Genomic DNA, 23809 nt, shown 5'->3' on the forward strand with positions numbered 1-23809 from the left:
TGTTAAAATAGAAGAAAAGCGCAAAGAAGTGGAGTGTGACAGAAACGTGGAAAAAATGAGTCAGGTTATTTTGTTATTTTTTATTTATTCCTTTATCGGCTGGTTATGGGAAACGGTGTATTGTTCATTAAAAGCTAAAAAATTTGTTTATCGAGGATTTTTGGTAGGGCCCTATTGTCCTATTTATGGATTTGGGGTCTTAAGCGTTCTCTATTTTGTGGAACCCTTTGAAAACAATCTCTTGGTATTGTATGTCGGATCGGCTGTTTTAGTGACGATTTTAGAATATGTCACTAGTTATGGCTTGGAAAAACTGTTCCATGCCTCTTGGTGGGATTATCATGATGTACCTTTTAATTTAAACGGTCGCGTGGCTTTACCGGTTTCTCTTTTTTGGGGATTGGGGTGTGTCTTGATTGTCAAAGTTATTCAACCAGAAATCGCCAAAGTTGTCAGTTTTTTACAAGCAATCTTTGGCAACTACTTAGCACTTTGCATAGTGATTGTAATGGGGCTTGACTTAATTTATACGTTGCTGAACATGCAAGGTTTCAAAAAACTTATTACCGAGATGGGCCAAACGTTGGAAACGAACCAACAAGAATTTAAGCAACGGTTGAACACAAAAATGGAAATCGCTACAGCTGATTGGCAGAAGTTAAAAGAACGAACCAAAAAAGAGCATTTCCAAAATCGGTTAAATTTCCAACAACGTCGTTTTATTAACAATTACCCAAAACTAACTTTAAAAAACATTAAAAATTCCAAAGAAGTTCGGCATCTCTTAGAAGATTTGAAGAAAAAGGGCCAATAATTAACAAAAAATATTACAAAATATTTCAATCAATGGTCTAATGGGATAAAAAAAAGAAAAATCGTCAAAAGCTAGTTTTTAAGGCGTCTTAAGAAATTCTTAAAGAATTGAGATAGAAATGGACTAATGAATAAACGCAGGATAAAAAAAGAGTTGCATTTAAATTGTAACAAATTGTAACATGATTGAAATAAAACAAGCCCTCCTGACTAGTATAATGAGTAGGTGTTTTAGATAAGTTAGGAAAGGTGTTGGATTTAGTGAAGGTTAAAAAGTTGATACCATTTTTAACAACAATGATGCTTATCAATTTTGGACTTCCAGTCGCTGCGGCAGCAGAATCACTTGATTCGTTGCAAGAAAAAGAAGCGCAAGCGAAACAATCTGGGGAGTTAATTAGTAAAGAAATCAATTCAGCCTTAGACGATGTAAATGCTAAATATGCGGAAATCGAACGTTTAAAAACGCAAATTTCAAAAGCGGAAGATACGTTGAAAACTTCGAAAGAGGAAATAGAAAAAACAGAAAAAAATATTTCTCGTCGTAAAGAAGCTGTTGGCGATCGTATGAAGGATATTCAATTAAATGGCGACCAACGTACTTGGCAAGCCTTATTAGATGCAGAAAATTTATCAGATTTCTTTAATCGGGCCTACGCCATGACCGTTTTACAAAACTTTGAACGGGAAAAGATTGAAAGCTTAACTAGCGAAAAAGAAAAATTAGCTGCATTACAAGAAAAAGTTGAAAATACGCAAACAACTTTAAAACAAAATGAAGAGAAATTACAAGTTGAAGCTTCTTCAATGAATAATAAAGTCTCTGAGTTAAAAGAAAAAATGGCGAATAATGAAGAATTATTGGCTCAAATTTCGACAGACAAACAGAAAGAGCAACAACGCTTAGTCAGCGAAAAAGCAGCAGCTGAGGCACAGAAAAAACGTGCGGCAGAAACTGCCAAAGCAGAAGCAGCGAAGAAACAAGCAGCTGCCGACAAACAAGCGCAAGCAGATGCGGCGGCTAAACTAGAAGCCGAAGCTGCTGAAGAGTCAAGCAGTCAAGCATCAAGCTCTTCTACAAGTACGGAAAGCAGTAGCACTGAATCTTCAAGTTCAGCTAGTTCATCCGAATCGTCATCAACGCCAGAATCATCGACAGGCGAATCATCAACACCAGGAACTGGCTCTGGTCGTGTGCTTCAGATGGAATCAACTGCTTATTCTTGGCGCGAAGCTGGTGCAAGTAATCTAAGTGCTACTGGTATTGACTTAAGTAAAGAAAGCAATGTAGTTGCAGTCGATCCAAGTGTAATTCCTCTAGGTTCATTAGTGAAAGTCTCTGGTTATGGCTTTGCTATTGCTGGAGATACAGGTGGCGCTATTCAAGGAAATATTATTGATGTTCATTTTGATTCAGTAGACCAATGCCGTCTTTGGGGACGACGTCAGGTTACAGTAGAAATTCAATAATAAATTTGTTATACTAAAGACAAGATAAAAGGAATTGGCTAAGTCAGTAATGATAGTAGCCAGTTCTTTTTTAGTTAAATGTAAAGGAGAATTACAATGATTCGCTCGGCAACAAAAGAAGACGGTCAAGCGATTGCTCGGCTGGTCTTAGTTATTTTAAAAGATATGGAGTTACCAATTTTAGAAGAAGTCTCAGAAGAACAAATGATTGACCTGTTAGCAGAGGCAACGGCGTATCCAACCTATCGCTATGGCTATCAACGAATTTTAGTTTATGAACATGCAGGTGAAGTTGCAGGGATTGCTGTCGGCTATCCTGCGGAAGATGAAAAGATTATTGATGAACCTTTAAGAGAAGTCTTTAAAAAACATGGCTTAGCAGAAGATGTTCGGCTATTTATTGAAGAAGAAACTTTGCCTAATGAATGGTATTTAGACACGATCTCTGTGGATGAACGTTTCCGTGGAATGGGAATTGGTTCTAAGTTATTAGATGCTTTACCTGAAGTAGCCAAAGCTAGCGGGAAGCAAGCCTTGGGTCTAAATGTTGATTTTGACAATCCAGGGGCGAGAAAGTTATACGCAAGCAAAGGCTTTAAAGATGTCACAACAATGACTATTAGTGGTCACTTATACAATCATATGCAAAAAGAAGTGTAAAAATAACGAAGCTAAAGTCAATCACTTTAGCTTCGTTATTTTTCATTAATCCGTTAAAGGATCAAAATCTAATCCAAAATCATCGGAAGTTTTTTGTTTTTTCTTATTATATAACCAGTAGTCAAGGACAGCTGCTATACAGATGCACAACGGTGCGTCCTCATCATTGGCAACAGTTAAAACAAAATAGTCGCCTGTACAAAGCATGGTTTTATCCATTGACATGATTTTTTTATGGACTTGATAAATTGAATATTGGTGCGCTTTGATATCCCCAACAACTGCCCAGTGAAGGCCTTGAACATAATAGAAATCAGCATTCAAATTGAACAGTTTTCGTAGAGTACCCACTTTTTCAAAACGCTGATATAACTCAAATCGTGTACCAAAAGTCCAAGAAACTTGTTTAATACTGGCTAAAATTTCTCCGTTCATTGCATATAAAGAAAGCGCATCTCCTCGTGTGCCCCAGCGCCCCACCAATAGAAAAAGTGAACGGCCTGCTTGGTCTTTCACGATGGTTCGCGTAACTTTTCCTAACTGTTGTTCTTGAATAAAAAATTCAGACACGACACGATCTCCTTTCTATATATAAATGAGTGCTGTAACTGGTAGTGCTTATTACAAATCTTCTCTTATTGCACGCAGGATGGCTTCGCCAACACCATTTTCTAAATTAGTGGCTGTTTCATATTTAGCGTATTCTTTTAATTCCAGTTCGGCATTGCCCATTGCAAAACTTACCCCAGCCCATTGAATCATGCTGACGTCATTTAAATTATCACCAATAGTCATGACTTGTTCAGCGGGAATCCCACGTTCTTTAGCGACGCGCGCAACCGCAATCCCTTTTTGTGCTAGGCGGTGGTTAATTTCAATATTATTAAGCGCAGAAGAGGTAACAACCAAATCATCTAGTTCTTCTACTTCCATCCCAGCAGGACCTAATACTTTCGGCCCATCCATACTGAAGCCAATAATTTTAAGGACTTCAATCGAATCATCTTTTAAAATGTCGTCTAAACGATCAACATAGGTAATATGCAATAAAGATAGGTGTGCTGAAGCCATGGCGATCGCCACTTTATAAGTTAAATGGGGCATGGATTCTGCAATATGAGCGGCAAAGTTTTCAATTCTTTTTTCTTGATGTTCAGAAAAAATACCTTTATTTGTAGAGATTTCATAGTAAACATTGTGTTGACTCAAAATAGTTAGTACTTCTGTTACTGTTTCTTTTTCGATCCCAGCCGTGAAAAGTGAGTGTCCATCTTTGTCGAACACTTGGGCGCCGTTTAAAGTAATCATGGCACAGTCAATTCCAGCTTCTTCTAACGCGGGTTTCGCTTCGGTATATGCGCGGCCAGTAGCAACCATAAATTCGATTCCTAAACGTTCCGCTTCGCGAATTGCTGAAGCGTTATCATTTGTGATGCTCATTTTTGCATCTAAAAGTGTTCCATCCATATCTGAAGCAATTAATTTAATCATCGATTCTCTACACCTCATTATCTATTTAAAGCTTACCTATAGTTTACCACGTTTTTCCAAGAGAAAGTACCCAGAAATTTCTTGTCAGGTTTGGAGAAATTCGTTATGCTTAGAGAGCGAAGGAGTGAGCATTATGAAAGAAATTATTCACAATAGTTGGCAAACCGTTTTATCTGCTGAATTTGAAAAACCGTATTATCAAGAATTGCGGGAATTTTTGAAAAAAGAATATCAGACACAAACGATTTATCCAGATATGTATCATTTATTTTCAGCGTTAGAACTAACCCCTTTTGAAGAAGTAAAAGTAGTAATTTTGGGACAAGACCCATATCATGGACCCAATCAAGCACACGGACTAAGTTTCTCTGTCCAGCCAGGTGTGAAAGTGCCGCCATCTCTTGTGAATATTTACAAAGAATTACAAGCTGATTTAGGGTACCAACCCGTCAACCATGGCTTTTTAGAAAGCTGGGCTAAACAAGGCGTGTTGTTATTAAATACTGTGTTGACCGTTCGGGCAGGTCAAGCCTATTCCCATCGAGGTAAAGGGTGGGAGCAACTGACAGATGTCATTATCGAAAAGTTGAATGAGCGTGAAAAACCCGTTGTTTTCATTTTATGGGGACGTCCAGCTCAAGAAAAAATTAAAATGATTGATATGACTCGGCATGTGATTATCAAATCGCCACATCCAAGTCCATTGTCAGCGCATCGTGGTTTTTTTGGCTCACGTCCGTTTTCTCAAGCGAATGCCGCTCTAGAACGTTTAGGGGAAACGCCGATTGATTGGCAACTTCCTGAAACAGTGTAATGTAACAGCACAATCTGTTATAGTGTAGAAGAGTTAGTTTGTGAAAAGTTTATCGGATTATTGGTTTTTTTGACTAATACAGCTAGAAAAAACTGTTATTTTCATTGAGAATAGTGTATGATGGATTTTGTAAATATAAAACTGGAGGGTTTATCGTGGAATTATTCGATAGCTTAAAATTTAAAGTCGTACGCCGTAATATCAAAATTGTTTTCCCTGAAGCAACAGATCCTAGAATCTTAGGTGCTGCTGCCCGCTTAAAATCTGATGAATTAGTAGAACCAATCTTAATTGGTGATCCAACAGATATTGCAAATGCTGCTATGGCTCGTGGAATCAACACATCAAACTTTATTATTATCAACCCAAATGATTATGAAAAATGGGATGAAATGGTCGAAGCATTTGTTGAACGCCGTAATGGAAAAGCTACTAAAGAAGATGCTGAAAAAATCTTAAAAGATGTCAACTATTTCGGTACTATGTTAACTTACATGGGTATTGCTGATGGTATGGTTAGTGGTGCTATCCACTCAACAGGTGATACAGTTCGTCCTGCGTTACAAATCATTAAAACAAAACCAGGCGTAAGCCGTACAAGTGGTGCCTTCTTAATGATTCGTGGTCGTGACCAAGAAAGATATTTATTCTCAGACTGCGCGATTAACGTGAACCCAACTGCACAAGAATTAGCTGAAATTGCTGTTGATAGTGCCAAAACAGCTGAATTATTTGACATTGAACCAAAAGTTTCATTGTTAAGTTTTTCAACAAAAGGTTCTGCAAAAGCACCAGAAGTAACAAAAGTTGCTGAAGCTACAAAAATTGCGCAAGAATTAGCACCTGAATATGCGATTGATGGTGAATTACAATTTGATGCTTCTTATGTATCTTCTGTTGCACAATTAAAAGCGCCCAACTCAAAAGTTGCTGGAGAAGCAACAGTCTTTGTATTCCCAGATTTACAATCAGGAAATATTGGCTACAAAATTGCTCAACGTTTAGGTAACTTTGAAGCAATTGGCCCAATCTTACAAGGATTGAACAAACCAGTTTCTGACTTATCACGTGGTGCAAACGAAGAAGATGTTTATAAATTATCAATCATTACAGCTGCTCAAACATTAATGAACGACTAATTAACTATGTCAAAGCATGATAAATAAGCAAAGTAGAAGTTGAGGTTCCCAGGACACTTGGGCCTCAACTTTATTTTTTTGAAGCTGCCACTAGTCAACTTATTGAATTTTCGGTATACTTTCATACATAGATTCTTGCAGATGGGAGGCAAAAAAATGAACATTGTCCTGAACAATCCATTGGAAACAGAAGCAATTGCTAAAATCATTGGACAAAAGGCACAAGCTGGTGATGTAATTGTCCTGACTGGTGATTTAGGGGCCGGTAAGACGACAATGACGAAAGGGATTGCTTTAGGATTAGGCATTTCCCAAATGATTAAAAGTCCCACCTATACGATTATCCGAGAATATCCACAAGGACGACTTCCGTTATACCATATGGATGTTTACCGTGTTGAAGAGGGTGCGGATGAATTAGGGTTAGATGAGTATTTTGAAGGAGATGGGCTATCCGTTGTAGAATGGGGCAGCTTGATTGAAGAAGAATTGCCAGAAGATTATTTAGAAATTATTTTAAATAAAGATTCTCAAGAAGTGGACAAGAGAGTTCTTGAATTCCGCGGAACTGGTCCATTGGCAGAAGAAAGAATAGCAGAGATTTTACAAGCGTGGGAGGCTCGCGAATATGACTGAACAAACATTTTCTATTCGAGAAGCAGTGCCTACTGATGCGGATCAATTACTATCTGTGATGTCAAAAATTGGGAGTGAAACGCCCTATTTGGTAATGGATGAGCGAGGAATGGCTATGTCGACAGCAGAATTGGCTGAAAATCTAGCAACACTCTATGAATCGCCAAATAATGTTTTATTGGTGGCATTAGCGGGAGAAGCGATCATTGGGACCGCATCTGTGTCTGCTTCTTCTAAAAAGCGGATGGAGCATATTGGTGAAATCGGCATTAGTATTTTAAAACAGTACTGGGGCTATGGACTGGGCAGTATCCTGATGGAAGAACTTATTCGCTGGGCGCATGAAAGTCATGTTATTCGTCGCTTGGAATTAACGGTACAGGATCGTAATCAACGAGCGATTCATGTCTATAAAAAATTAGGGTTTGAAACAGAGGCAATTATGCCTCGGGGCGCCAAAACAGACCAAGGTGAATTTTTAGATGTTCATTTAATGCGTTTGCTGATTGATTAATTATTGGTTAATAATTTTAATTTCTTAAATAATCGAACGATAATTGCATGAAAAAACAAAATTTTCGCAATTATCGTTTGTTTCATATTTATTTTTCTGATATTTTTGTTATAATTATAGAAGAATTTAACGAAAAAATGAAAATTTATTTTGGGAAGGAATGTAAGAAATGACGAAGGCAACGAAGATGAATGTTAACTATCGAGAGTCGATCTTGGATCGTGCGTATCGTTTAGAGCTAATAAAAAAAGATGAGTATGCAAAACATCAAGAAAAATTATCATTATTAAATGAAAAATTGTCTGACGGGGAACCAGCTCAATTTGATGCAAAAGAAGAAACGTTTTGGAAAAAAATTTCGCAAAAAGTTATTTTATAAAAGTAATACATACGAATAAGAGCGTACACATAGAAAGAAGCGTAAGCAGTGTTAAACTGCTTACGCTTCTTTTTTAATGAATAGGAATAACTGTTTCACGCTTAATTAATTTGTGAGGAATAACGAGACGGACACCATTCGTCAATTCTTCGTGGATTAATTCATATAATTTTTTCATCGCCATTCGACCTAATTCTGACGTGTCGATGTCAATACTTGTTAGATAAGGATGTGTCAATGTTGAAAAGATTGAGTTGTTAAAACTAATAATGGATAACGTTTCAGGAACTTGATAACCATAGATTTGCGCAAGTTGCATCGTCCGCAAAGCAAAGATATCATCAATCACCACCAACGCCGTGGCATTATTTTGATGAAGAATATCATCGAAAGCCATGTAATCTTCAGGTTTTTCTAACGCAACGCTTGGTAAAACAGTTAATCCTTGCATCATCATTGCTTTTTGATAACCAAAGTAACGTTCAAAGTACAAACTTTCATGCGTTGTATTGGTCACAAATAAAATATTTTTATGGCCGTTTTCAATTAAAAATTCCGTCGCTTGTTTCCCTAATAATTGATTATCATTATCCACGTAAACTATTTCCGTTTCATGTTGGTAAGGTTGACCGATTAAAGTAAAGGGAATGTTGTTTTCGTATAAGTAATCAATGACGGGGTCCTTACTATCTGAATACACAAGAATAAAACCGTCCACTTGTTTTTGAAGATGCATTCTTTTAACGTTTTCCAATAGTACATCAAAACTTTTGGCAGTTGCAATAGCAGTAGTCATATCGTAAAGACGGGCTTCCTCGTTGATGGCTTCCATAATTTCTAAATAAAATGGATTCCCTAACCGTTCTTTCGAATCTAAAGGAGGTAAAATTACGCCAATGGCACTTGAAATTCGTTTACCCAAATTCCGTGCTGTCATATTTGGCACATAGCCTAAGTCATCCATGACTTTTCGCACTTTCTTTTTTGTCGATTCAGAAATACTTGGATGATCGTTAATGACACGCGAAACGGTTGAGGTTGCAACCCCCGCTTTCTTAGCGACATCTTTTACTGTAATTGCCATTTTTGCCACGCCTTTCTTAGTGATTATAGAAGGTTAAATTGATAAACCGTTTGGTAGGTTTGCTTTTTATTAGCTGGTAATAAAATAGAGCCCCACTGAGGATGATGAACAATGTCTGGATACTCTTGTGGTTCAATTGCTAAGCCATAGTTTGAATGCATCGCTTGTCCATTAATAGAAAATGGAGCCTCAAAACCAGTCGTAGAAAATAATACCATACTTTGGTTCGTTGTTGCTATCGTCATTTTTCTTCCAGAAGTAGGTTCTTGTAAGCATAATTGTGGCTGTCTTAAGTCAGAGCCAACTAAGGGGAAAACATCATCTAACCCAGTTGGATAGCGTTGGAGGATTGTTTCGATAGGTGTCAGTTCATTAAAACGTATGGATAGTTCAGAAGCTGGTAAAATCCGTCCAGTAGGCAGCTTATTATCGTCTAATTCTAACATACCTTGACAGTTCAAAGATAGCAAATGTGACAGAATGTCTAACTTTCCATCGCCAGATAAATTAAAGTAGGCGTGGTTTGTAGGATTAAAAAGTGTTTCCTGTTTACTCCGTCCAGTACTGATCATTCGTAAATGATTATCTTCTAGCTGGTAGGTGATGGTGGCCTCAATTGGTCCAGGATAGCCAGAAATGGTATCGGTTAAATGAAAAGCAACGCCAATGATATCTTTTTTTTCAAAGGGCTCGACTGTCCAATATTGAAAAGACCACCCCTTTGAGCCACCATGGATATGATGACTGTCGCTGTTTTGTTCTAATATTCCATTTTGCCAATGGCCATTACGTATGCGTCCAGCAACTGGCCCAACAGTGGCGCCAAAAAAGCTTTGATCCTTTAATACATCTTGATACGAATCATACGATAAAAGGATATTTTCCCAATGATTATTTTTGTTTGGCATCAAAAGTTGATGGAGGCGCGCGCCATAATTGAGAAGAACGACTTCTAAAAAGTCGTTCTTCAAAGTAATTTTTTTTAAGTTTGTGTTTGGAATATCGGTTACGGTGATACGATTATCCTTCATGATCAAGCCACACTTTTTTTAAGTAATCAAACGTTAAAGCGCTCGTCTCTGGCACGATGGGCAACCCTTCGCCTAACTCTTCTTTGCGGCCAACGCCAACAGGCTGCGCTCCACTAGCAAGAATCGCTTGAATCCCAGCTTTGGCATCTTCAATGCCAAGACATTCTGCTGGTGTCAAATCAATTTCTTTCGCAGCTAAAATGAAAATATCTGGAGCGGGTTTGCCTGCCTGAACGTCTGCTGGATTAGCAATGGCATCAAAAAGGGGCGTCAATTGCATTTTTTCTAAAAGGAAAGGCCCATTTTTACTTGCAGAAGCCAAGGCGATTTTAATATTGGCTTCACGTAATTCCGTTAATAAAGAAAGAATTCCTGGGTAGACATCTTCAGGCGTAATCGCTTGGATCATTTCCAAGTAATAATCGTTTTTCCGTTGCGCTAACTGGGCAAATTCTTCAGAAGAAAACGTGCCTTCTTTTTTTCCGTATTTTAACAGTAACTGCAGAGAATCTTCACGGCTTACACCTTTCAGTTGTTCGTTGAAAACACGGTCAATGGAAATTCCAATTTCGTTCCCTAATTTTTTCCAAGCGTGGTAATGAAATTCTGCTGTATCAGTAATAACGCCATCTAAATCAAACAAAACGCCTTTAAACATGAACTTCTTCCTTTCTGATCGGTAAAACTAATCGATCTTTTAACGTGTATTTTTGATCGTAAACAGTTAATGGAATTGCAGGACCGTCGAGTAAAGTGAAGGCCACTTGGTCTGCTGCAACTTCAACAAATAGTAAACGATTCCGATAATTAATGTGGAATGAGTAGGCTGTCCATGTCGCTGGTAAAAAGGGTGCAAATTTTAGTTGTTGATGGTCCGTTTTCATTTGGGCAAAACCTTGAACAATCGCTAGCCAACTACCAGTCATTGAGGTAATGTGTAAGCCATCTTCTGTATCATTATTGTAATTATCTAAGTCAAGGCGCGCTGTTCGTTGATACATTTCCACTGCTTTTTCTTCCATGCCTAATTCAGCAGCTAACACAGCATGAATGCTTGGTGAAAGAGAAGATTCATGGACAGTCATTGGTTCGTAAAAGTTAAAGTTCCGGCGTTTTTCTTCTAAAGAAAAGGCGTCATTGAAGAAATAAATTCCTTGAAGAACATCGGCTTGTTTAATGAAACAAGACCGCAAAATTTTATCCCATGACCAATGTTGATTTAAAGGCAGCTCACTAAGTGGTAAATCAGAAACAGGCATTAAATCTTTATCTAAGAAAGTGTCATGTTGTACAAAAATGCCTAATTCATTATCCACTGGGAAGTACATATTTTCTACAATGTCTGCCCATTTAGCTAATTCGTCGTCTGCAATTTTGAGCGTTGTTTCTTCTTGGAATTTTAAATAAGACTCACGGGTGTAACGTAGAACCCACGCAGCGATGGTATTGGTATACCAGTTATTATTGATATTATTTTCATATTCATTTGGCCCCGTTACGCCATGAATCATATATTGTTTATGACGTTGGGAGAAGTGGACCCGATCTGCCCAAAAACGAGCGATTGCTACAAGTACTTCTAGACCAGCATCTTTTAGATAATCTTCATCTCCTGTATAGTTGACATAATTATAAATCGCATAAGCAATCGCACCATTTCTGTGAATCTCTTCAAAAGTGATTTCCCACTCATTATGACATTCGACACCAGTAAAAGTAACCATTGGGTAAAGGGCACCCTTTAACCCTTGTTGTTGGGCATTATGAATGGCTTGAGGCAATTGATTGTGGCGATATTTCAGTAGATTTTTAGTAACTTCGGGCTTAGCCAACGCCAAGTAAAGTGGGACAGCATATGCTTCAGTATCCCAATATGTGGCACCACCATATTTTTCGCCAGTAAAGCCTTTTGGTCCGATATTTAAACGATCGTCTTCGCCATAGTAGGTTGAGAAAAGTTGGAAAAGATTAAAACGAATGCCTTGTTGGGCTTCATCATCTCCTTCAATAACAACATCAGCTAATTGCCAACGTTTTGCCCAAGCGGCAGCTTGCCCAGCTTTTGCTTCAGGGTACAAGGTAGTCATTTCTGCAAATAATTCGTTTACTCGTTTGATTTGTTGCGTTTCTGGCACATCACGACTGGTAACGACAAGCACTTCTTTTGTGATAGCGGTCGTTTCGCCTTCGTTTAAAGACACCGTCAATTCTGCGGTTAAAGCCAAGGGCTGTTGTGTATATGTAGGCACAACAGAGGCTCCATCGATGAAATGGCGCATGCCTGCAGTCACTGTAAAACGCTCTATTTCAAAGTTGTTAGGAATGGTCTTAGTTGTAACAAAACCAAGTGTTTCTTGTGTTTCAATAGCTCTTTCTTCCCAAAAATGTTCTTCATAATTGCTGTCTTCATTTTGAACATCGCCATCCAATTTTGAGTGAAGAGTGATTGTGCCTGTACCTTCCAGCATTTCAATTGTTAAGTGGATGTAAGCTGCTTCTTTTTTTTCTAAGCTTAAAAAACGTTCAAAAGAGAAGCGCACTTTGTTCTTCGGTGTTTGGATGGTGAATTGCCGAGAAAGAACCCCGTTTTGCATGTCTAATTCTAAAGAAAAATCTTCGTAAGTTGTAGTGGCTAAATCAATTGTTTGTCCATCAATTTGTAAGTCCATTGCGATGAAATTAATTGCGTTAATCACTTTACCAAAATATTCAGGATAACCATTTTTCCACCAACCAACACGTGTTTTGTCTGGATACCAAACACCTGCTAAATAGGTTCCTTGATGGTAGTCGCCAGAATAGTGTTCTTCAAAATTTCCCCGCATCCCCATATAGCCATTGCCAATGCTCGTTAATGATTCTTGTAAACGTAAATTTTCTTTATCTAAGTGTGTAGTACGGATTTTCCAAGGATCAATTTGGAATAAACGTTTGATTTGTTTCATGAGAATCCCCCTCAGTGATTTTATTGATAGGTCTATCATAAACGCAACCGATTGCATTAGTCAATAGTCAATGCTTAAAAAGTGTAATCTTATGAATAAAAGCTGAAACAAAGGTAGGATAGAAGGAGCTTTATTTGCTTTATTAAAAGACAAAATAAAAAAGGATTAAGTAGTAGGGAGTTGTTTTCCACAATATTTTTGAAATTAAAGCATTTACAAAAAGGAAACAGGAGTATATAATGGCAACATAACGAAACCGATTGCGTAAGGAGTGGCAGGAATGAAAAAAATGTTTAGTTTTGAGTTTTGGCAAAAATTCGGGAAAGCTTTAATGGTCGTTGTGGCAGTAATGCCCGCAGCGGGTTTAATGATTAGTATTGGGAAATCGCTTCCTTTAATCGATCCTAATTTAGGCTTGTTAGTAACAACAGGCGGAGTTCTAGAGAGTATCGGTTGGGCAATTATTGGCAACTTACATTTACTATTTGCGTTAGCAATAGGTGGCAGTTGGGCCAAAGATCGTGCAGGTGGAGCATTTGCAGCGGGGATTTCTTTTGTTTTAATCAACCGTATTACTGGAGCCATTTTTGGTGTAACAAATGAAATGTTAGCTGATGAACAAGCTTTCACGCATACCTTATTTGGCACCAAGATTATGGTGAAGGGATTCTTTACAAGTGTCTTAGAAGCTCCGGCATTAAATATGGGTGTTTTTGTAGGAATTATTGCTGGTTTTGTCGGTGCGATGGCTTACAACAAGTATTACAATTATCGGAAATTACCAGATGCGCTATCATTTTTTAATGGTAAACGGTTTGTCCCATTTGTCGTTATTTTGTGGTCAACAATTGTCTCAATTGCATTAGCACTTATTTGGCCAAATATTCAAGCGGGAATTAATAATTTTGGGTTATGGATTGCGCAATCTCAAGATAGTGCGCCTATTTTAGCGCCATTCTTATATGGAACGTTGGAACGTTTGTTATTACCTTTTGGGTTACATCATATGTTGACGATTCCAATCAACTATACACAATTAGGTGGAACGTATGAAATTTTATCTGGCGCACAAGCTGGAACCCAAGTCTTTGGTCAAGACCCTTTATGGTTGGCTTGGGCAACAGACTTAGTGAATCTTAAAGGTGCTGGTGATATGAGCAAGTATCAGTTTGTCTTAGAAAATTGGACACCAGCTCGATTCAAAGTAGGCCAAATGATTGGTTCTTCAGGAATTTTAATGGGGATGGCTTTGGCGATGTATCGTAATGTCGATGCAGATAAAAAAGCTAAATATAAATCAATGTATTTTTCTGCTGCTTTAGCTGTTTTCTTAACTGGTGTGACAGAGCCGTTAGAATTCATGTTTATGTTTGCTGCAGTGCCGCTTTATGTGATTTATGCCGTGATCCAAGGTGCTGCTTTTGCAATGGCTGATATTTTACCATTGCGTGTGCATTCGTTTGGAAATATTGAATTGTTAACAAGAACACCGCTAGCAATAAAAGCTGGTTTAGGTGGCGATTTAATCAATTTTGTTTTAATGGTCATCATTTTTGGTGTTGTCACTTATTTCTTAGCGAATTTCTTAATTAAAAAATTTAATTACGCAACACCTGGAAGAAATGGAAACTACGACAATGATAACGGCGAAGAAATCGCATCTGGCGCGGCTGGTTTAGGCGTCGTCGATCAGCAAATCGCGCAAATTGTCTACTTACTTGGTGGTAAACAAAATATCAAAGAAGTTGATGCGTGTATGACACGCTTACGTGTCAGTGTAAAGGATCGAGAAAAAGTCGGTTCGGAAGAGGCGTGGAAACGGGCAGGCGCAATGGGCTTGATTGTGAAAGATAATGGCGTTCAAGCCGTTTATGGACCAAAAGCTGATGTTTTAAAATCCGATATTGAAGATTTACTAGCTTCCGGCGTTGACATTCCAGAACCAGTTATAGCAGAAAGTACAGCAGGAGTGCCAACAACGAATTTCTTAGGTAAGAAAAAAGATTTCGTGGCTGTAGCGACAGGGGAAGTTATTCCAATGGCGCAAGTCAATGATCCTGTCTTTTCACAAAAAATGATGGGGGATGGATTTGCAGTTAAGCCTCTAGAAGGAGAGGTGGTGGCACCAATTTCGGGGAAAGTCCTAAGTGTTTTCCCAAGCAAACATGCGATTGGGCTACAAACAGAAGAAGGTATTGAAGTACTTGTCCATATGGGAATTGATACAGTTGAAATGGCAACACCTGCTTTTGAATCTTTTGTTAAAGAAGGACAATCATTGAAAGCTGGGACGAAACTAGCTAAAATGAACTTGGATGTGATTGAACAAGCTGGCAAAGAAACAACGATTATTGTCGCTTTTACAAACAGCGACAAAGTGGAACAAGTAGTTATTCATCAACTAGGAACCACCACTGCGGGAACTGTGATCGGACAGATTGAAATTTAAATGATTAGGTATGAGGTCGGGACAGAACCGTTTAACTCCGAGAAATAAGAAGGAATTTCCGGAAATTGCTTTTTAATTTTTGGATAATTTCGGCTTATTTCCGAAGGAGTTGGTTCTGTTCCCGCCGTTTATCAGGTTTTGCGCGTGAAGCAAAAATCCAAAGTGATTTTTGTCCCACTCACAGACCTAATCACATGTAAGAGAAGGGGAAAAGATGAATCTTTTAACAATCAATACTCATAGCTGGTTAGAAGAAGAACCATTAAAAAAATTAGAGGAGATTGCCAAGGTGATTTTATCTTCTGAAAGTGAAATAATTGCCTTACAAGAAGTGAATCAGAAAGTCGCTTCCAAGAAAGTGCCGTTAGAACAGTTAACTACTTTTTGTCCCATAGCGACCCAAACGCCAATCCATGAAGATAATTTTGCATATCTAATCGTTCAATATCTAGCTGAAAAAGGCCAACACTATTATTGGAGTTGGGAAATGAGCCACATTGGTTATGCTATTTATGAAGAAGGGAACGCACTACTTTCGAAATGTCCGTTGACTAGTGAAGCTCTCCTTATTTCAGAAAGCCAAGAACCAACGAATTATCGAACAAGAAAAATCTTAGTAGCGGAGACAGAGAGTTCAAAAGGTACGCTTACTGTTGTCTCTGGTCACTTTTCTTGGTGGGAAACACCCTGTACAGGTTTTGCCTATGAATGGCTACAACTAGAGAAATACTTAGCGATGGGGCAACAACCGTTAGTCATTTTAGGCGATTTAAACAACCCAGCTGGTACAACTGGCTATCAATTAGTGGAAAATAGTTACTTGCCGATTCAAGATGCATTTGTTGTAGCGGGAGAGACAAGCGGTGAAGCGACAGTAGAGAAAAAAATAGATGGCTGGGAAGAAAATGAAGCAGCCTTGCGGATTGACTACGCATTTGTTCCAAAACAGTGGCACGTACGAAAATATGAAGTAATTTTTGATGGTAGGAAAACACCGATAGTCAGTGATCATTTTGGCTTACTCATTCAACTAAAATAAGAAAAAGCGCTGAATTTTCAGCGCTTTTTCTTATTTATTCGCTCATGTAATTATTCTTATCAGTCTTGTTTGGCTAATTCTTGATCCCGAAGGATGGTGGCCTCAATCCCTTTGATGACTGTTGAAATAAACGCATTGTTTTCTAATTCGACAATCCCAGCAACCGTGGTTCCACCAGGAGAACTGACTTGGTCGATTAAAGTCCAAGGATTCTCTGTGCTATTTGCCAAAGTTTGAGCGCTGCCTAGTACAGCTTGTGTGGCAATTTCTAAGGCCAACTCTTTGTTCATACCATTTTTAACGGCTGCTCGGGCAATCGAATCAATAAATAAGAAAGCATACGCAGGAGTGCTACCTGCAATAGCAGTAAAAATTGAAAAATACTGTTCCTCTAATTCCCAGGCTTGGCCAACTGCTCGAAACAACGATAAAACAGTCTGGATGTCTTCAGGGGATGCAAAAGCGTTACCACAGACAGCTGCTGCACCTGCGCCAATTAATGCATTCATATTGGGCATCACACGAACAAGACGAAGCGGTTGGGTAGTCTCAAACAGTTGATACAATTCTGCAATAGTCGTACCTGCTGCAATGGAAACAATTAACGGTTGCTTGTCTAAAATTGCTTCTTTTGCTTCAAGTAAAGCCGATTGAACGAATTGCGGTTTCACCGCTAAAATAACTAAGTCAGCTACTGCAATGGCTTCTTGTGGTGAAGCAACCGCGTGTGCACCAATTTCTTGTGCAAAAGCGGCGGTTTTTTCGACTTGAATATCATAAAAATAAAGGTTTTCTGCGGCAATAAATTGCTTTTTTAGCGCACCTTTGGCAATAGCGGATGCCATATTTCCAGCACCGATAAAACTAATTTTCATAAAAAATTCCTCCTAAAAACTGTTGAATCTCTTTTTTCGTGTTACCATGTATCTAGTATAGAAGGAAACGCCAAAGAAAAAAATAGAGGGAGTAAAGTAAAAAGTGTTGGATTATGAGGTGATTAATTGGCAAGCAAAGAAGAGCAATATGCAGCATTTTATCAGTTTTTAGAGACCTTAGATTGTTATTTAACCACTACCAATGCTCTTGAGAATGAAGTAGCGCAATTTAAGGAAAATCCGCATCGAGAAATTGCGGGCTTTATGTTGGCATCTTCGGAAACAATTGACGTTCCGAAAGGATTTATTCGGATGCTCTATTGTTTAGAGCAAGATGGCAATGCTTATTTGGATCAACAAAGGTGTTCGTTTTCGGCTGGCCAAGTCATGATTGTCAATGAGGCCACCTCGGTTAGCTATCAGGGGCAAGGAATGTCTATGATTATATTTTATTTTAAAAAGCACTATTTTCTTGATACGCTCTTAAATCAGCTGGCGGAAGAACCAGTCATGTATCGTTTTTTTACAGAAATTGCTAGCAGTGAATTTGAAAACATTCCTCGATATTTCGTTTTTGCCAGCCAGCCAAATTCGGATGTTCATGTCTATTCGCTATTATTGCTGAAACAAATTGTGAAAATGGCCTATTTTAATAATAAAGTGACCAAAGCGGCCTTTGTTTTGCTAGTGGTGGAACTAGGTCAACTGCCTAGAGAAGCTTTAAAGATGCAAGATAATTATTTGTCGAATCATCAACGTGTTGAGGTGATTTTAGCGTATATTGAGCAACAGATTGCGCGTGTCACTTTAGCAGAAGTCGCCGCTAAATTTCATTTTCATCCGAATTACTTATCGAATTTTTTAAAAGAAAAAACAAACAAAACGTTTACGGAAATTGTCTTAGCCTACCGAATCCAATTGGCGAAAAACTACTTGAAGCAAACAGATTTATCGATTCAAACAATTGTTGAACGAATCGGCTATCAAGACAAAGCTTTTTTTTATAAACGTTTTAAAGAAGAAATGGGCATGACCCCAAAACAATATCGACAGAAAGAGGGAATGGCAGATGTACGAAGAAGTCTTTGAAGAATTTCAGTTAACTGTAGTAGAATTACCAATCGAATTCGTTGATGATTTGCCTGTCTATCGCGGACACTTAAAAGAATTAACGTTTCTTTCAGCGGAAGCCTCTTCACGAAAAAAACTCTACCAACAGCTTTTACAGGCTTATTTGTTGTATAGAGAAGAGAATCAAGCAGTTGTTGAAGAGGAAGAAATAACCTCCTCATTATTGTCTACAGAACAGTTATTAAAATACTATGATGGTGAAACGTTCGATGGGTTTCAGTTGCCATCAAATGAATAAGAAAGCAGGGGAACAGATGGATACAATGGCAAAAATTAATCAATTTCGTGATGAAAGAAATTGGCGCCCCCACCATAATGAAAAAGATTTGGCGCTCTCAATTTGTTTAGAAGCAGCAGAATTGTTAGAACTTTTTCAATGGAAAACAGCAGAAGAAGGCATCAAACAAGAAGAACGAATCAAAGAAGAATTGGCTGATGTTCTCATTTACTCCTACATGATGGCTGATAATTTAGGGTTTGATTTGGACGAAATTATCGAAGAAAAGTTGAAGAAAAATGCGGTGAAATATCCAGTGCCACACTAAGAAGCTTGTATTTTGATTACACGCCCCAAAGTTTAGAAAAATATCAGTTGGGGCGTATCAAAATTGATACTTTTTTAGTTTCAACTAGTTGTATTTGATTTAATCTATTGTCTCGAATAAGTAGATGAATCCTATCTGCGAAGTGGGTGTCGTTTATACTCCTAGTCTTAGCCAACGTTTATTATTTACCCTTGCAATAGCCAGCGCAATGACTGTTAGAACTATAATATACAAGATAATCAATAAATTGTGGTCAAAACTAATTGAGTTTTCTGAGCCTTCTAAAAAATTCTGGACGTTTAGATATAATTCGTTTGAAGCATCAAATATTGCAAAAAAACGTAAAAATCCACCAATTGCAACAAAAAGTACTGTTGTAATCCAATAGAGTATGCTAGAACCGATAGATAAAAGAACGTTAGCAGATAAAAAACTGATCAACGCAACAATTAAAATATACTGAATTGAAATCATCGATAATAAAAAAAACATTTGCAGAATTACAGAAAAATCCATAAAAATAAAGGAAACGATAAATAACAGAACTAGAATACTGCCTAGGGTCTCTACCGTAAGTGTCAAAACTTTTTTTATATAAAAAGTAAGGCTATTGGTATTCATCATACGATAAAATAAAATTGTTTTTCCTGAGTACTCTTTATTAATAAAGAAAGAGACTAGAAACGAAAACATTAGAAAGCCAAATTGTGTAAATACAGTATATGTACTAAATAAGTATTCTCGGTAACTTAACCTAGTTACTTTATCGATGCCAATAGGTAGAATCCATCCCATTGCAAAGATTGCAACGATAATTGCAATTAAAATAATCATTATTTTGTTGGAAATCGTTTTTTTTAATTCCAAAATTTCACCCCTCAATATACTTCTGAATAACTTCAGTTTGATTAGTAAAACGAATCATTTTGAAATCTTCAATTAAGTAATAGTTGCCTTTTAAATTTTTTAAATCTGATAAATTGTGTGTGATGTTTAGAATAATTTTTTTAGGATGATTTTTTATATATGCAAGTAGAAATAGATAGATTTCATTAATTGTCTGTTTATCTAAGGCGTTGGTAATTTCATCTAATACAATAATTGATTTATCTTCCAGAAAAAAAGAAAGTAATTTTAGTTTTTGTTTTTGTCCATCACTTAATTGTCCAATTAAGGAAGTTTTAGAAATATTTGTAGCGTGCAAAGAATGAGCCAAGTGTGCGACTGAATCTAAACCAAATCTTTTCTCTAGAAGAATAAATAATTCGCAGACTTTTAAATCATTAGGGACATTAGAAAAGCTTGAAATAATCGTAACATTTTTACTTATTTCAGAAGGGATTAAACCACTCCGGTTTAACAATAAATCCTTAGCAAATTGTGATTTCCCTACACCGTTTTTCCCTAAGATATGATTAATCACCCCTTTTCTAAATGAAACTTTTGTATGTTCTAAAAGTAATTTATTATTTATTTTCAATGTGTAATCATTTAGTTCTAACAACTTAGTCACCTCACACAAACCAACTAATGACTGTTTCAATGACCAATAACAAACTAATTGCTTGTATTAGCTTTACAATCAAGTGATTTTTTCTTTTATTTTCTAATTCATCTACACTGAATAACGTGATTAAAACTTTATAACCATCAGAGTTTAACACAGGAACTAGATTCCATAACAACGCATATGAAAAAAAAATGAATGAACTGTCGAGTATTTTATTTTTCAAAAATAAGAGATTGATGACCTGAATAAAGTTAATGGTTAGATAATTTGTAATTAATCCAGCTAAATGAACTATTATTTTTTCATTTTTTGAAATAAGATAAATTTCATTCATTTCAACATAGATTGCTGGAAAAATATAATAATTCATCTTAAATCCAATTTTTTGATGTTTTTTTCCAATGTAGTTTAAAGATTTTATATGCCCTAATTCATGTATAAAAATATTCAAAGAAAGATAGAAAAATAGGAAGATATAGGCAAGGTGTAGATTAGCAGATATTGATTGTATTTTTGTATCAGAATGGTTTAAAAGAATCACATTTATAAAAAGAAGAAAAATAAAGAACGTGATGATTGATGCGAACTTGATTACAGTCACCTTAGGAGTATATTCGTTTAGTGATTCTTGTATACTTTTTGGTAAATTTTTCAATTCGCTTTTTAAATATACATTCTTTTCTTTATCTTTAATAAATACGGAATTTTCAACAAAAACCTCATATTTTTCATCTGTATATTTATAACATTTGCTCATAATATTTCCTCATATATGGCGTAAGTAATTTAATGTTATTTTCTGTTTTAAACAATTGACGACAAATACTACAGATAGATGAAAATTCTTTATTAATTTTTATATGAGAAAATTCATTATTATTTGAAACTATATTGATGAACCAACTGAAACCTTCTCTTCTCATGATATATAATAACAAATTTGAGTTCATTTTTGTTATTGTTTTATCAAACTCCTGATATAATTCATCGTTCAAAATTAGTGCAGTATCAAAAATAGCAGGTGAACAGCAAGGGTAAACATTACCATTAAAATGATAGACTGGTTCAAAACCTGGACATTTTAGTTGATTTGGATGACTTAGTGAATAAATATTTTGAAATTCATCATCATTTATATTTTTGGCTTCTCCTACAGGAATTAAAGGGAATTTAGTCACAGGTATTCCTAAAATAGCTTCTCCTAAATCGTGGATTATTTTATCTCCTGTACTATTTTTACTAACAGCTATATTTACAGTAATTTGAATATCTGGATATTTTCTACTTTCTATTAAAATATTTCTTATGTAGTCAGTTTTAATAAATTTTGAGTGAAAATCATCATGGCTTATTGAAAGGTTCGTAACTCCCATTCTATTCATATCTAAAAAATATTTTTTTACTGTTTCAATTTCTCTTCCCCAAAAACCGTTAGAAATTAAAGTACTGATTTTTCCAGAGGAATTAACTATTTTTAATAGGTTATATAAAAAGGGATAATTTAAAAATATTTCTCCCCCAGTAAAAGAGATAGTTTTTATTTTTGGATTGTTTGAAAAATTCTCTACTAAGTTGATCACTTCGTTTTTATCTAATGCTTCTTTTTTTGTAGGTGAACAAGAGAAACAGCAATGCTCGCAAGAAGCATTGCATCTTGCACCTAAATTCACAACAACACTATCATACAAAAGATTCACACCTTCTTTCATTAATATCTAATAAAACTGAACAGCTTTCACTTAGAAAGCTGTTCAGTTTTATTTTGTTAAAGCACTCACTGGATTTACTTTCCTGAACCAGCAATCCAAGCGCCACCTTTGGATTTCACAAAATACCATAAGTCATTGATTTTTGCTAATTTTTCAGATTTTTCAACCAATTCTTTCATTTCCAATTCTTTCATAATAATATCTCCTTTATAATTATTCCATATAAGTGGTATTTAAATGTTAGCAAATTTTTTTTGATATGTAAAGGTAAATTTACTTTTAAATAGAGATTAAACCGTTTTTCTAAAAAATATATTTATTAATTTATATATTTTAAGTTTATATTTATTAATTCATATAAAAAACATAAATATAAAATGATATTAAAATATAATAAGTGGTGAAGTAGAAATTAATGCTTAAAAGAAGACTTCAAATATCTTAGTTCCAAAATGATAAGTTTGTTTAATTTACGGTTATAGCTAGTGTAAATATATAGAATATATGGTATAGAAACTTTTTCATTGACTTTCACATGGTGTCAAGGTTTATGATAAGAATATCAATTGAATGAAAAGGAGACTCTATGTATCAAATTGGGCAATTTGCCAAGTTAATGGATATTTCCCCACGGATGTTGCGTCATTATGAAAAAGCAGGAATTTTTGTTCCAAATGAAATTGATAAAAAAACAGGATATCGCTATTATAGCGCACATCAAATTCCTTTATTGAAACAAATTTTACTGTTAAGAGATTCAGGGTTTAAAGTTGAAGAGATGGCGGAAACTTTGAGAAAACTTAAGGATGCTTCTTTTTTGGAAACTATTTTGTTAAGAAAACGAGATCAATCGCGACATTTAATTCAAATGGAGGAGCAAAAGATTAAAAAAATTAATCAACAGTTAGTAGCTTTGAAGGAGGAAAAACAAATGATTAAAGGGACAGAAATCGATTTTATTGTTAGTGATAGCCTTAAGGCGCTTGCCTTATATAAAAAGGTGTTTGAAATAGAGGTAGTGGAAGCAACCGAATACCCTATCGGAATGAATGAAGCGGTTTTTCAACTTTATGGCACGAGGTTTCACATGTTAGATGCCAATGAAGAATATGGTTTAAAATCACCAACCCAAGAACATCCCAATACTATCTGGTTTAATATAACAGTAGAAAATATTGAAGAGACACATCAACTGGCAATGGAAAACGGTTGTCAAGAAGTACAGCCTATTACTGAAATGATGGAAGGAGCGCTCAAAAATTCATTGTTTATTGATCCGTATGGGTACATGTGGATGCTCCACCAAATCTATCAAGAGTTGAGTTTTGATGAGCGGATTGAGATTTTAGAAAACGAGCTGTAAAAATCAATATTCTTGTGTTTGTTTAACTAGTTATCTGAAAAGAACGTAACGTTTGTCAACTAAGCGTTACGTTCTTTTTTATGCGTGTTAACAGAAATTAGTTAAAAAGATAGAGATTTGAACGTCTATATTCGGTATACTAACTATTAAGAAAATAAATTTTTAATACAAAAAAATTTATTTAGCTCTGTGGAAAATCAGAGCTAGAACAT

26 protein-coding genes and 1 pseudogene are annotated in these 23809 nt (G+C 36.2%); 15 read left to right on the forward strand and 12 right to left on the reverse strand.

Features of this window, described 5'->3' with window-relative positions:
* Positions 1 to 46 precede the first annotated feature (46 nt).
* The 3 genes from IGK27_RS03370 (at position 47) to IGK27_RS03380 (ending at position 2943) form a co-directional block, all read left to right on the forward strand.
* Complete coding sequence (locus tag IGK27_RS03370) at positions 47 to 814, forward strand: putative ABC transporter permease (protein ID WP_002391494.1); 768 nt, start codon at positions 47 to 49, stop codon at positions 812 to 814.
* 248 nt (positions 815 to 1062) lie between these two features.
* Complete coding sequence (locus IGK27_RS03375) at positions 1063 to 2283, forward strand: 3D domain-containing protein (RefSeq protein WP_002385067.1); 1221 nt, start codon at positions 1063 to 1065, stop codon at positions 2281 to 2283.
* A gap of 96 nt (positions 2284 to 2379) precedes the next feature.
* Positions 2380 to 2943 (forward strand): GNAT family N-acetyltransferase, encoded by a 564-nt coding sequence (locus IGK27_RS03380; protein ID WP_002355832.1) that lies wholly within the window; start codon positions 2380 to 2382, stop codon positions 2941 to 2943.
* A 45-nt stretch (positions 2944 to 2988) separates the two neighbouring features.
* On the opposite strand, the gene IGK27_RS03385 is transcribed toward IGK27_RS03380, so the two are convergent.
* Together IGK27_RS03385 and IGK27_RS03390 are read right to left on the reverse strand one after the other, a co-directional pair.
* The gene (locus tag IGK27_RS03385; protein WP_002355833.1) at positions 2989 to 3513 is read right to left on the reverse strand and encodes an LURP-one-related/scramblase family protein; all 525 of its coding nucleotides are present in this window, start codon (positions 3511 to 3513) and stop codon (positions 2989 to 2991) included.
* Between the two features lie 51 nt (positions 3514 to 3564).
* Positions 3565 to 4434: a Cof-type HAD-IIB family hydrolase gene (locus tag IGK27_RS03390; RefSeq protein ID WP_002383369.1), complete on the reverse strand. Its 870-nt coding sequence runs from the start codon at positions 4432 to 4434 to the stop codon at positions 3565 to 3567.
* 133 nt (positions 4435 to 4567) lie between these two features.
* Here IGK27_RS03390 and IGK27_RS03395 point away from each other — a divergent pair, with 133 nt between their 5' ends.
* From IGK27_RS03395 to IGK27_RS03415, 5 genes are all read left to right on the forward strand, one after another.
* The gene (locus tag IGK27_RS03395) at positions 4568 to 5248 is read left to right on the forward strand and encodes a uracil-DNA glycosylase (protein WP_016622781.1); all 681 of its coding nucleotides are present in this window, start codon (positions 4568 to 4570) and stop codon (positions 5246 to 5248) included.
* A gap of 155 nt (positions 5249 to 5403) precedes the next feature.
* On the forward strand, positions 5404 to 6387 hold the full coding sequence (pta, locus tag IGK27_RS03400; RefSeq protein ID WP_002355836.1) for a phosphate acetyltransferase: 984 nt from the start codon (positions 5404 to 5406) through the stop codon (positions 6385 to 6387).
* Positions 6388 to 6528: 141 nt separating this feature from the next.
* Positions 6529 to 7023: a tRNA (adenosine(37)-N6)-threonylcarbamoyltransferase complex ATPase subunit type 1 TsaE gene (gene tsaE, locus IGK27_RS03405; protein ID WP_002393465.1), complete on the forward strand. Its 495-nt coding sequence runs from the start codon at positions 6529 to 6531 to the stop codon at positions 7021 to 7023.
* Positions 7016 to 7537 (forward strand): GNAT family N-acetyltransferase, encoded by a 522-nt coding sequence (locus IGK27_RS03410; RefSeq protein ID WP_002355839.1) that lies wholly within the window; start codon positions 7016 to 7018, stop codon positions 7535 to 7537. The genes tsaE and IGK27_RS03410 overlap by 8 nt, the downstream gene beginning before the upstream one ends.
* A gap of 169 nt (positions 7538 to 7706) precedes the next feature.
* Positions 7707 to 7916: a hypothetical protein gene (locus IGK27_RS03415; protein WP_430596428.1), complete on the forward strand. Its 210-nt coding sequence runs from the start codon at positions 7707 to 7709 to the stop codon at positions 7914 to 7916.
* 73 nt (positions 7917 to 7989) lie between these two features.
* On the opposite strand, the gene bopD is transcribed toward IGK27_RS03415, so the two are convergent.
* Genes bopD through IGK27_RS03435 form a run of 4 tightly spaced genes read right to left on the reverse strand, consistent with a single transcriptional unit; the run spans position 7990 to position 12976 of the window.
* Positions 7990 to 9000, reverse strand: coding sequence for a LacI family transcriptional regulator BopD (gene bopD / locus IGK27_RS03420; protein WP_002358859.1), 1011 nt, complete (start codon positions 8998 to 9000; stop codon positions 7990 to 7992).
* A gap of 23 nt (positions 9001 to 9023) precedes the next feature.
* Complete coding sequence (locus tag IGK27_RS03425; protein ID WP_002385070.1) at positions 9024 to 10031, reverse strand: aldose epimerase family protein; 1008 nt, start codon at positions 10029 to 10031, stop codon at positions 9024 to 9026.
* Complete coding sequence (pgmB, locus tag IGK27_RS03430) at positions 10021 to 10689, reverse strand: beta-phosphoglucomutase (RefSeq protein WP_002355844.1); 669 nt, start codon at positions 10687 to 10689, stop codon at positions 10021 to 10023. Before pgmB ends, IGK27_RS03425 begins: the two co-directional genes overlap by 11 nt.
* The gene (locus tag IGK27_RS03435; protein ID WP_033626376.1) at positions 10682 to 12976 is read right to left on the reverse strand and encodes a glycoside hydrolase family 65 protein; all 2295 of its coding nucleotides are present in this window, start codon (positions 12974 to 12976) and stop codon (positions 10682 to 10684) included. The genes pgmB and IGK27_RS03435 overlap by 8 nt, the downstream gene beginning before the upstream one ends.
* 280 nt (positions 12977 to 13256) lie before the next feature.
* On the opposite strand from IGK27_RS03435, the gene IGK27_RS03440 reads away from it, so the two are divergent.
* Both IGK27_RS03440 and mapP read left to right on the forward strand, forming a co-directional pair.
* The gene (locus IGK27_RS03440; RefSeq protein WP_033626377.1) at positions 13257 to 15425 is read left to right on the forward strand and encodes a PTS transporter subunit IIBC; all 2169 of its coding nucleotides are present in this window, start codon (positions 13257 to 13259) and stop codon (positions 15423 to 15425) included.
* A gap of 214 nt (positions 15426 to 15639) precedes the next feature.
* On the forward strand, positions 15640 to 16464 hold the full coding sequence (gene mapP / locus IGK27_RS03445; protein WP_016614016.1) for a maltose 6'-phosphate phosphatase: 825 nt from the start codon (positions 15640 to 15642) through the stop codon (positions 16462 to 16464).
* 59 nt (positions 16465 to 16523) lie between these two features.
* On the opposite strand, the gene proC is transcribed toward mapP, so the two are convergent.
* On the reverse strand, positions 16524 to 17339 hold the full coding sequence (gene proC, locus IGK27_RS03450) for a pyrroline-5-carboxylate reductase (RefSeq protein ID WP_016614015.1): 816 nt from the start codon (positions 17337 to 17339) through the stop codon (positions 16524 to 16526).
* Between the two features lie 126 nt (positions 17340 to 17465).
* Between proC and IGK27_RS03455 the strand changes: the two genes are divergently transcribed.
* The 3 genes from IGK27_RS03455 to IGK27_RS03465 are packed head-to-tail and all read left to right on the forward strand — an operon-like array spanning position 17466 to position 19015.
* Positions 17466 to 18428, forward strand: coding sequence for a helix-turn-helix domain-containing protein (locus IGK27_RS03455; protein WP_033626464.1), 963 nt, complete (start codon positions 17466 to 17468; stop codon positions 18426 to 18428).
* Positions 18409 to 18708 carry a hypothetical protein gene (locus IGK27_RS03460; RefSeq protein ID WP_002358867.1) on the forward strand — a complete coding sequence of 100 codons (300 nt, stop codon included), beginning with the start codon at positions 18409 to 18411 and terminating at the stop codon, positions 18706 to 18708. Before IGK27_RS03455 ends, IGK27_RS03460 begins: the two co-directional genes overlap by 20 nt.
* Positions 18701 to 19015: a nucleotide pyrophosphohydrolase gene (locus IGK27_RS03465; protein WP_002363321.1), complete on the forward strand. Its 315-nt coding sequence runs from the start codon at positions 18701 to 18703 to the stop codon at positions 19013 to 19015. Before IGK27_RS03460 ends, IGK27_RS03465 begins: the two co-directional genes overlap by 8 nt.
* Positions 19016 to 19168: 153 nt before the next feature.
* On the opposite strand, the gene IGK27_RS03470 is transcribed toward IGK27_RS03465, so the two are convergent.
* From IGK27_RS03470 to IGK27_RS03490, 5 genes are all read right to left on the reverse strand, one after another.
* Positions 19169 to 19849, reverse strand: a complete 681-nt coding sequence (locus tag IGK27_RS03470) for a peptide ABC transporter permease (RefSeq protein WP_033626467.1) — start codon at positions 19847 to 19849, stop codon at positions 19169 to 19171.
* Between the two features lie 37 nt (positions 19850 to 19886).
* Positions 19887 to 20528, reverse strand: coding sequence for an ATP-binding cassette domain-containing protein (locus IGK27_RS03475; RefSeq protein WP_002385078.1), 642 nt, complete (start codon positions 20526 to 20528; stop codon positions 19887 to 19889).
* 1 nt (position 20529) lies between these two features.
* The gene (locus IGK27_RS03480; RefSeq protein WP_002378120.1) at positions 20530 to 21282 is read right to left on the reverse strand and encodes a hypothetical protein; all 753 of its coding nucleotides are present in this window, start codon (positions 21280 to 21282) and stop codon (positions 20530 to 20532) included.
* The gene (locus tag IGK27_RS03485) at positions 21266 to 22234 is read right to left on the reverse strand and encodes a YydG family radical SAM peptide epimerase (protein WP_002383387.1); all 969 of its coding nucleotides are present in this window, start codon (positions 22232 to 22234) and stop codon (positions 21266 to 21268) included. Before IGK27_RS03485 ends, IGK27_RS03480 begins: the two co-directional genes overlap by 17 nt.
* 74 nt (positions 22235 to 22308) lie before the next feature.
* Positions 22309 to 22467, reverse strand: a complete 159-nt coding sequence (locus IGK27_RS03490; RefSeq protein ID WP_308726315.1) for an epipeptide YydF family RiPP — start codon at positions 22465 to 22467, stop codon at positions 22309 to 22311.
* Between the two features lie 353 nt (positions 22468 to 22820).
* Here IGK27_RS03490 and IGK27_RS03495 point away from each other — a divergent pair.
* Positions 22821 to 23021 (forward strand): annotated as a pseudogene (locus tag IGK27_RS03495) (MerR family transcriptional regulator); the annotation flags it as partial.
* 144 nt (positions 23022 to 23165) lie between these two features.
* On the forward strand, positions 23166 to 23597 hold the full coding sequence (locus IGK27_RS03500; RefSeq protein WP_002370677.1) for a VOC family protein: 432 nt from the start codon (positions 23166 to 23168) through the stop codon (positions 23595 to 23597).
* Positions 23598 to 23809 lie beyond the last annotated feature (212 nt).

The sequence above is a fragment of the Enterococcus sp. DIV0236 genome, assembly GCF_050558525.1.
Classification (GTDB): domain Bacteria; phylum Bacillota; class Bacilli; order Lactobacillales; family Enterococcaceae; genus Enterococcus; species Enterococcus faecalis.

Bases quoted from the DNA above. Each gene is read 5' to 3' on its own strand.
- IGK27_RS03460 (WP_002358867.1), top strand. From the start codon at position 18,409: ATGTACGAAGAAGTCTTTGAAGAATTTCAGTTAACTGTAGTAGAATTA.
- IGK27_RS03410 (WP_002355839.1), top strand. From the start codon at position 7,016: ATGACTGAACAAACATTTTCTATTCGAGAAGCAGTGCCTACTGATGCG.
- IGK27_RS03415 (WP_430596428.1), top strand. From the start codon at position 7,707: ATGACGAAGGCAACGAAGATGAATGTTAACTATCGAGAGTCGATCTTG.
- IGK27_RS03395 (WP_016622781.1), top strand. From the start codon at position 4,568: ATGAAAGAAATTATTCACAATAGTTGGCAAACCGTTTTATCTGCTGAA.
- mapP (WP_016614016.1), top strand. From the start codon at position 15,640: ATGAATCTTTTAACAATCAATACTCATAGCTGGTTAGAAGAAGAACCA.
- IGK27_RS03380 (WP_002355832.1), top strand. From the start codon at position 2,380: ATGATTCGCTCGGCAACAAAAGAAGACGGTCAAGCGATTGCTCGGCTG.
- IGK27_RS03485 (WP_002383387.1), bottom strand. From the start codon at position 22,234: ATGAAAGAAGGTGTGAATCTTTTGTATGATAGTGTTGTTGTGAATTTA.
- tsaE (WP_002393465.1), top strand. From the start codon at position 6,529: ATGGGAGGCAAAAAAATGAACATTGTCCTGAACAATCCATTGGAAACA.
- proC (WP_016614015.1), bottom strand. From the start codon at position 17,339: ATGAAAATTAGTTTTATCGGTGCTGGAAATATGGCATCCGCTATTGCC.
- IGK27_RS03500 (WP_002370677.1), top strand. From the start codon at position 23,166: ATGATTAAAGGGACAGAAATCGATTTTATTGTTAGTGATAGCCTTAAG.
- IGK27_RS03470 (WP_033626467.1), bottom strand. From the start codon at position 19,849: ATGATTATTTTAATTGCAATTATCGTTGCAATCTTTGCAATGGGATGG.
- IGK27_RS03435 (WP_033626376.1), bottom strand. From the start codon at position 12,976: ATGAAACAAATCAAACGTTTATTCCAAATTGATCCTTGGAAAATCCGT.
- IGK27_RS03440 (WP_033626377.1), top strand. From the start codon at position 13,257: ATGAAAAAAATGTTTAGTTTTGAGTTTTGGCAAAAATTCGGGAAAGCT.
- IGK27_RS03480 (WP_002378120.1), bottom strand. From the start codon at position 21,282: ATGAGCAAATGTTATAAATATACAGATGAAAAATATGAGGTTTTTGTT.
- IGK27_RS03425 (WP_002385070.1), bottom strand. From the start codon at position 10,031: ATGAAGGATAATCGTATCACCGTAACCGATATTCCAAACACAAACTTA.
- bopD (WP_002358859.1), bottom strand. From the start codon at position 9,000: ATGGCAATTACAGTAAAAGATGTCGCTAAGAAAGCGGGGGTTGCAACC.
- IGK27_RS03465 (WP_002363321.1), top strand. From the start codon at position 18,701: ATGAATAAGAAAGCAGGGGAACAGATGGATACAATGGCAAAAATTAAT.
- pgmB (WP_002355844.1), bottom strand. From the start codon at position 10,689: ATGTTTAAAGGCGTTTTGTTTGATTTAGATGGCGTTATTACTGATACA.
- IGK27_RS03390 (WP_002383369.1), bottom strand. From the start codon at position 4,434: ATGATTAAATTAATTGCTTCAGATATGGATGGAACACTTTTAGATGCA.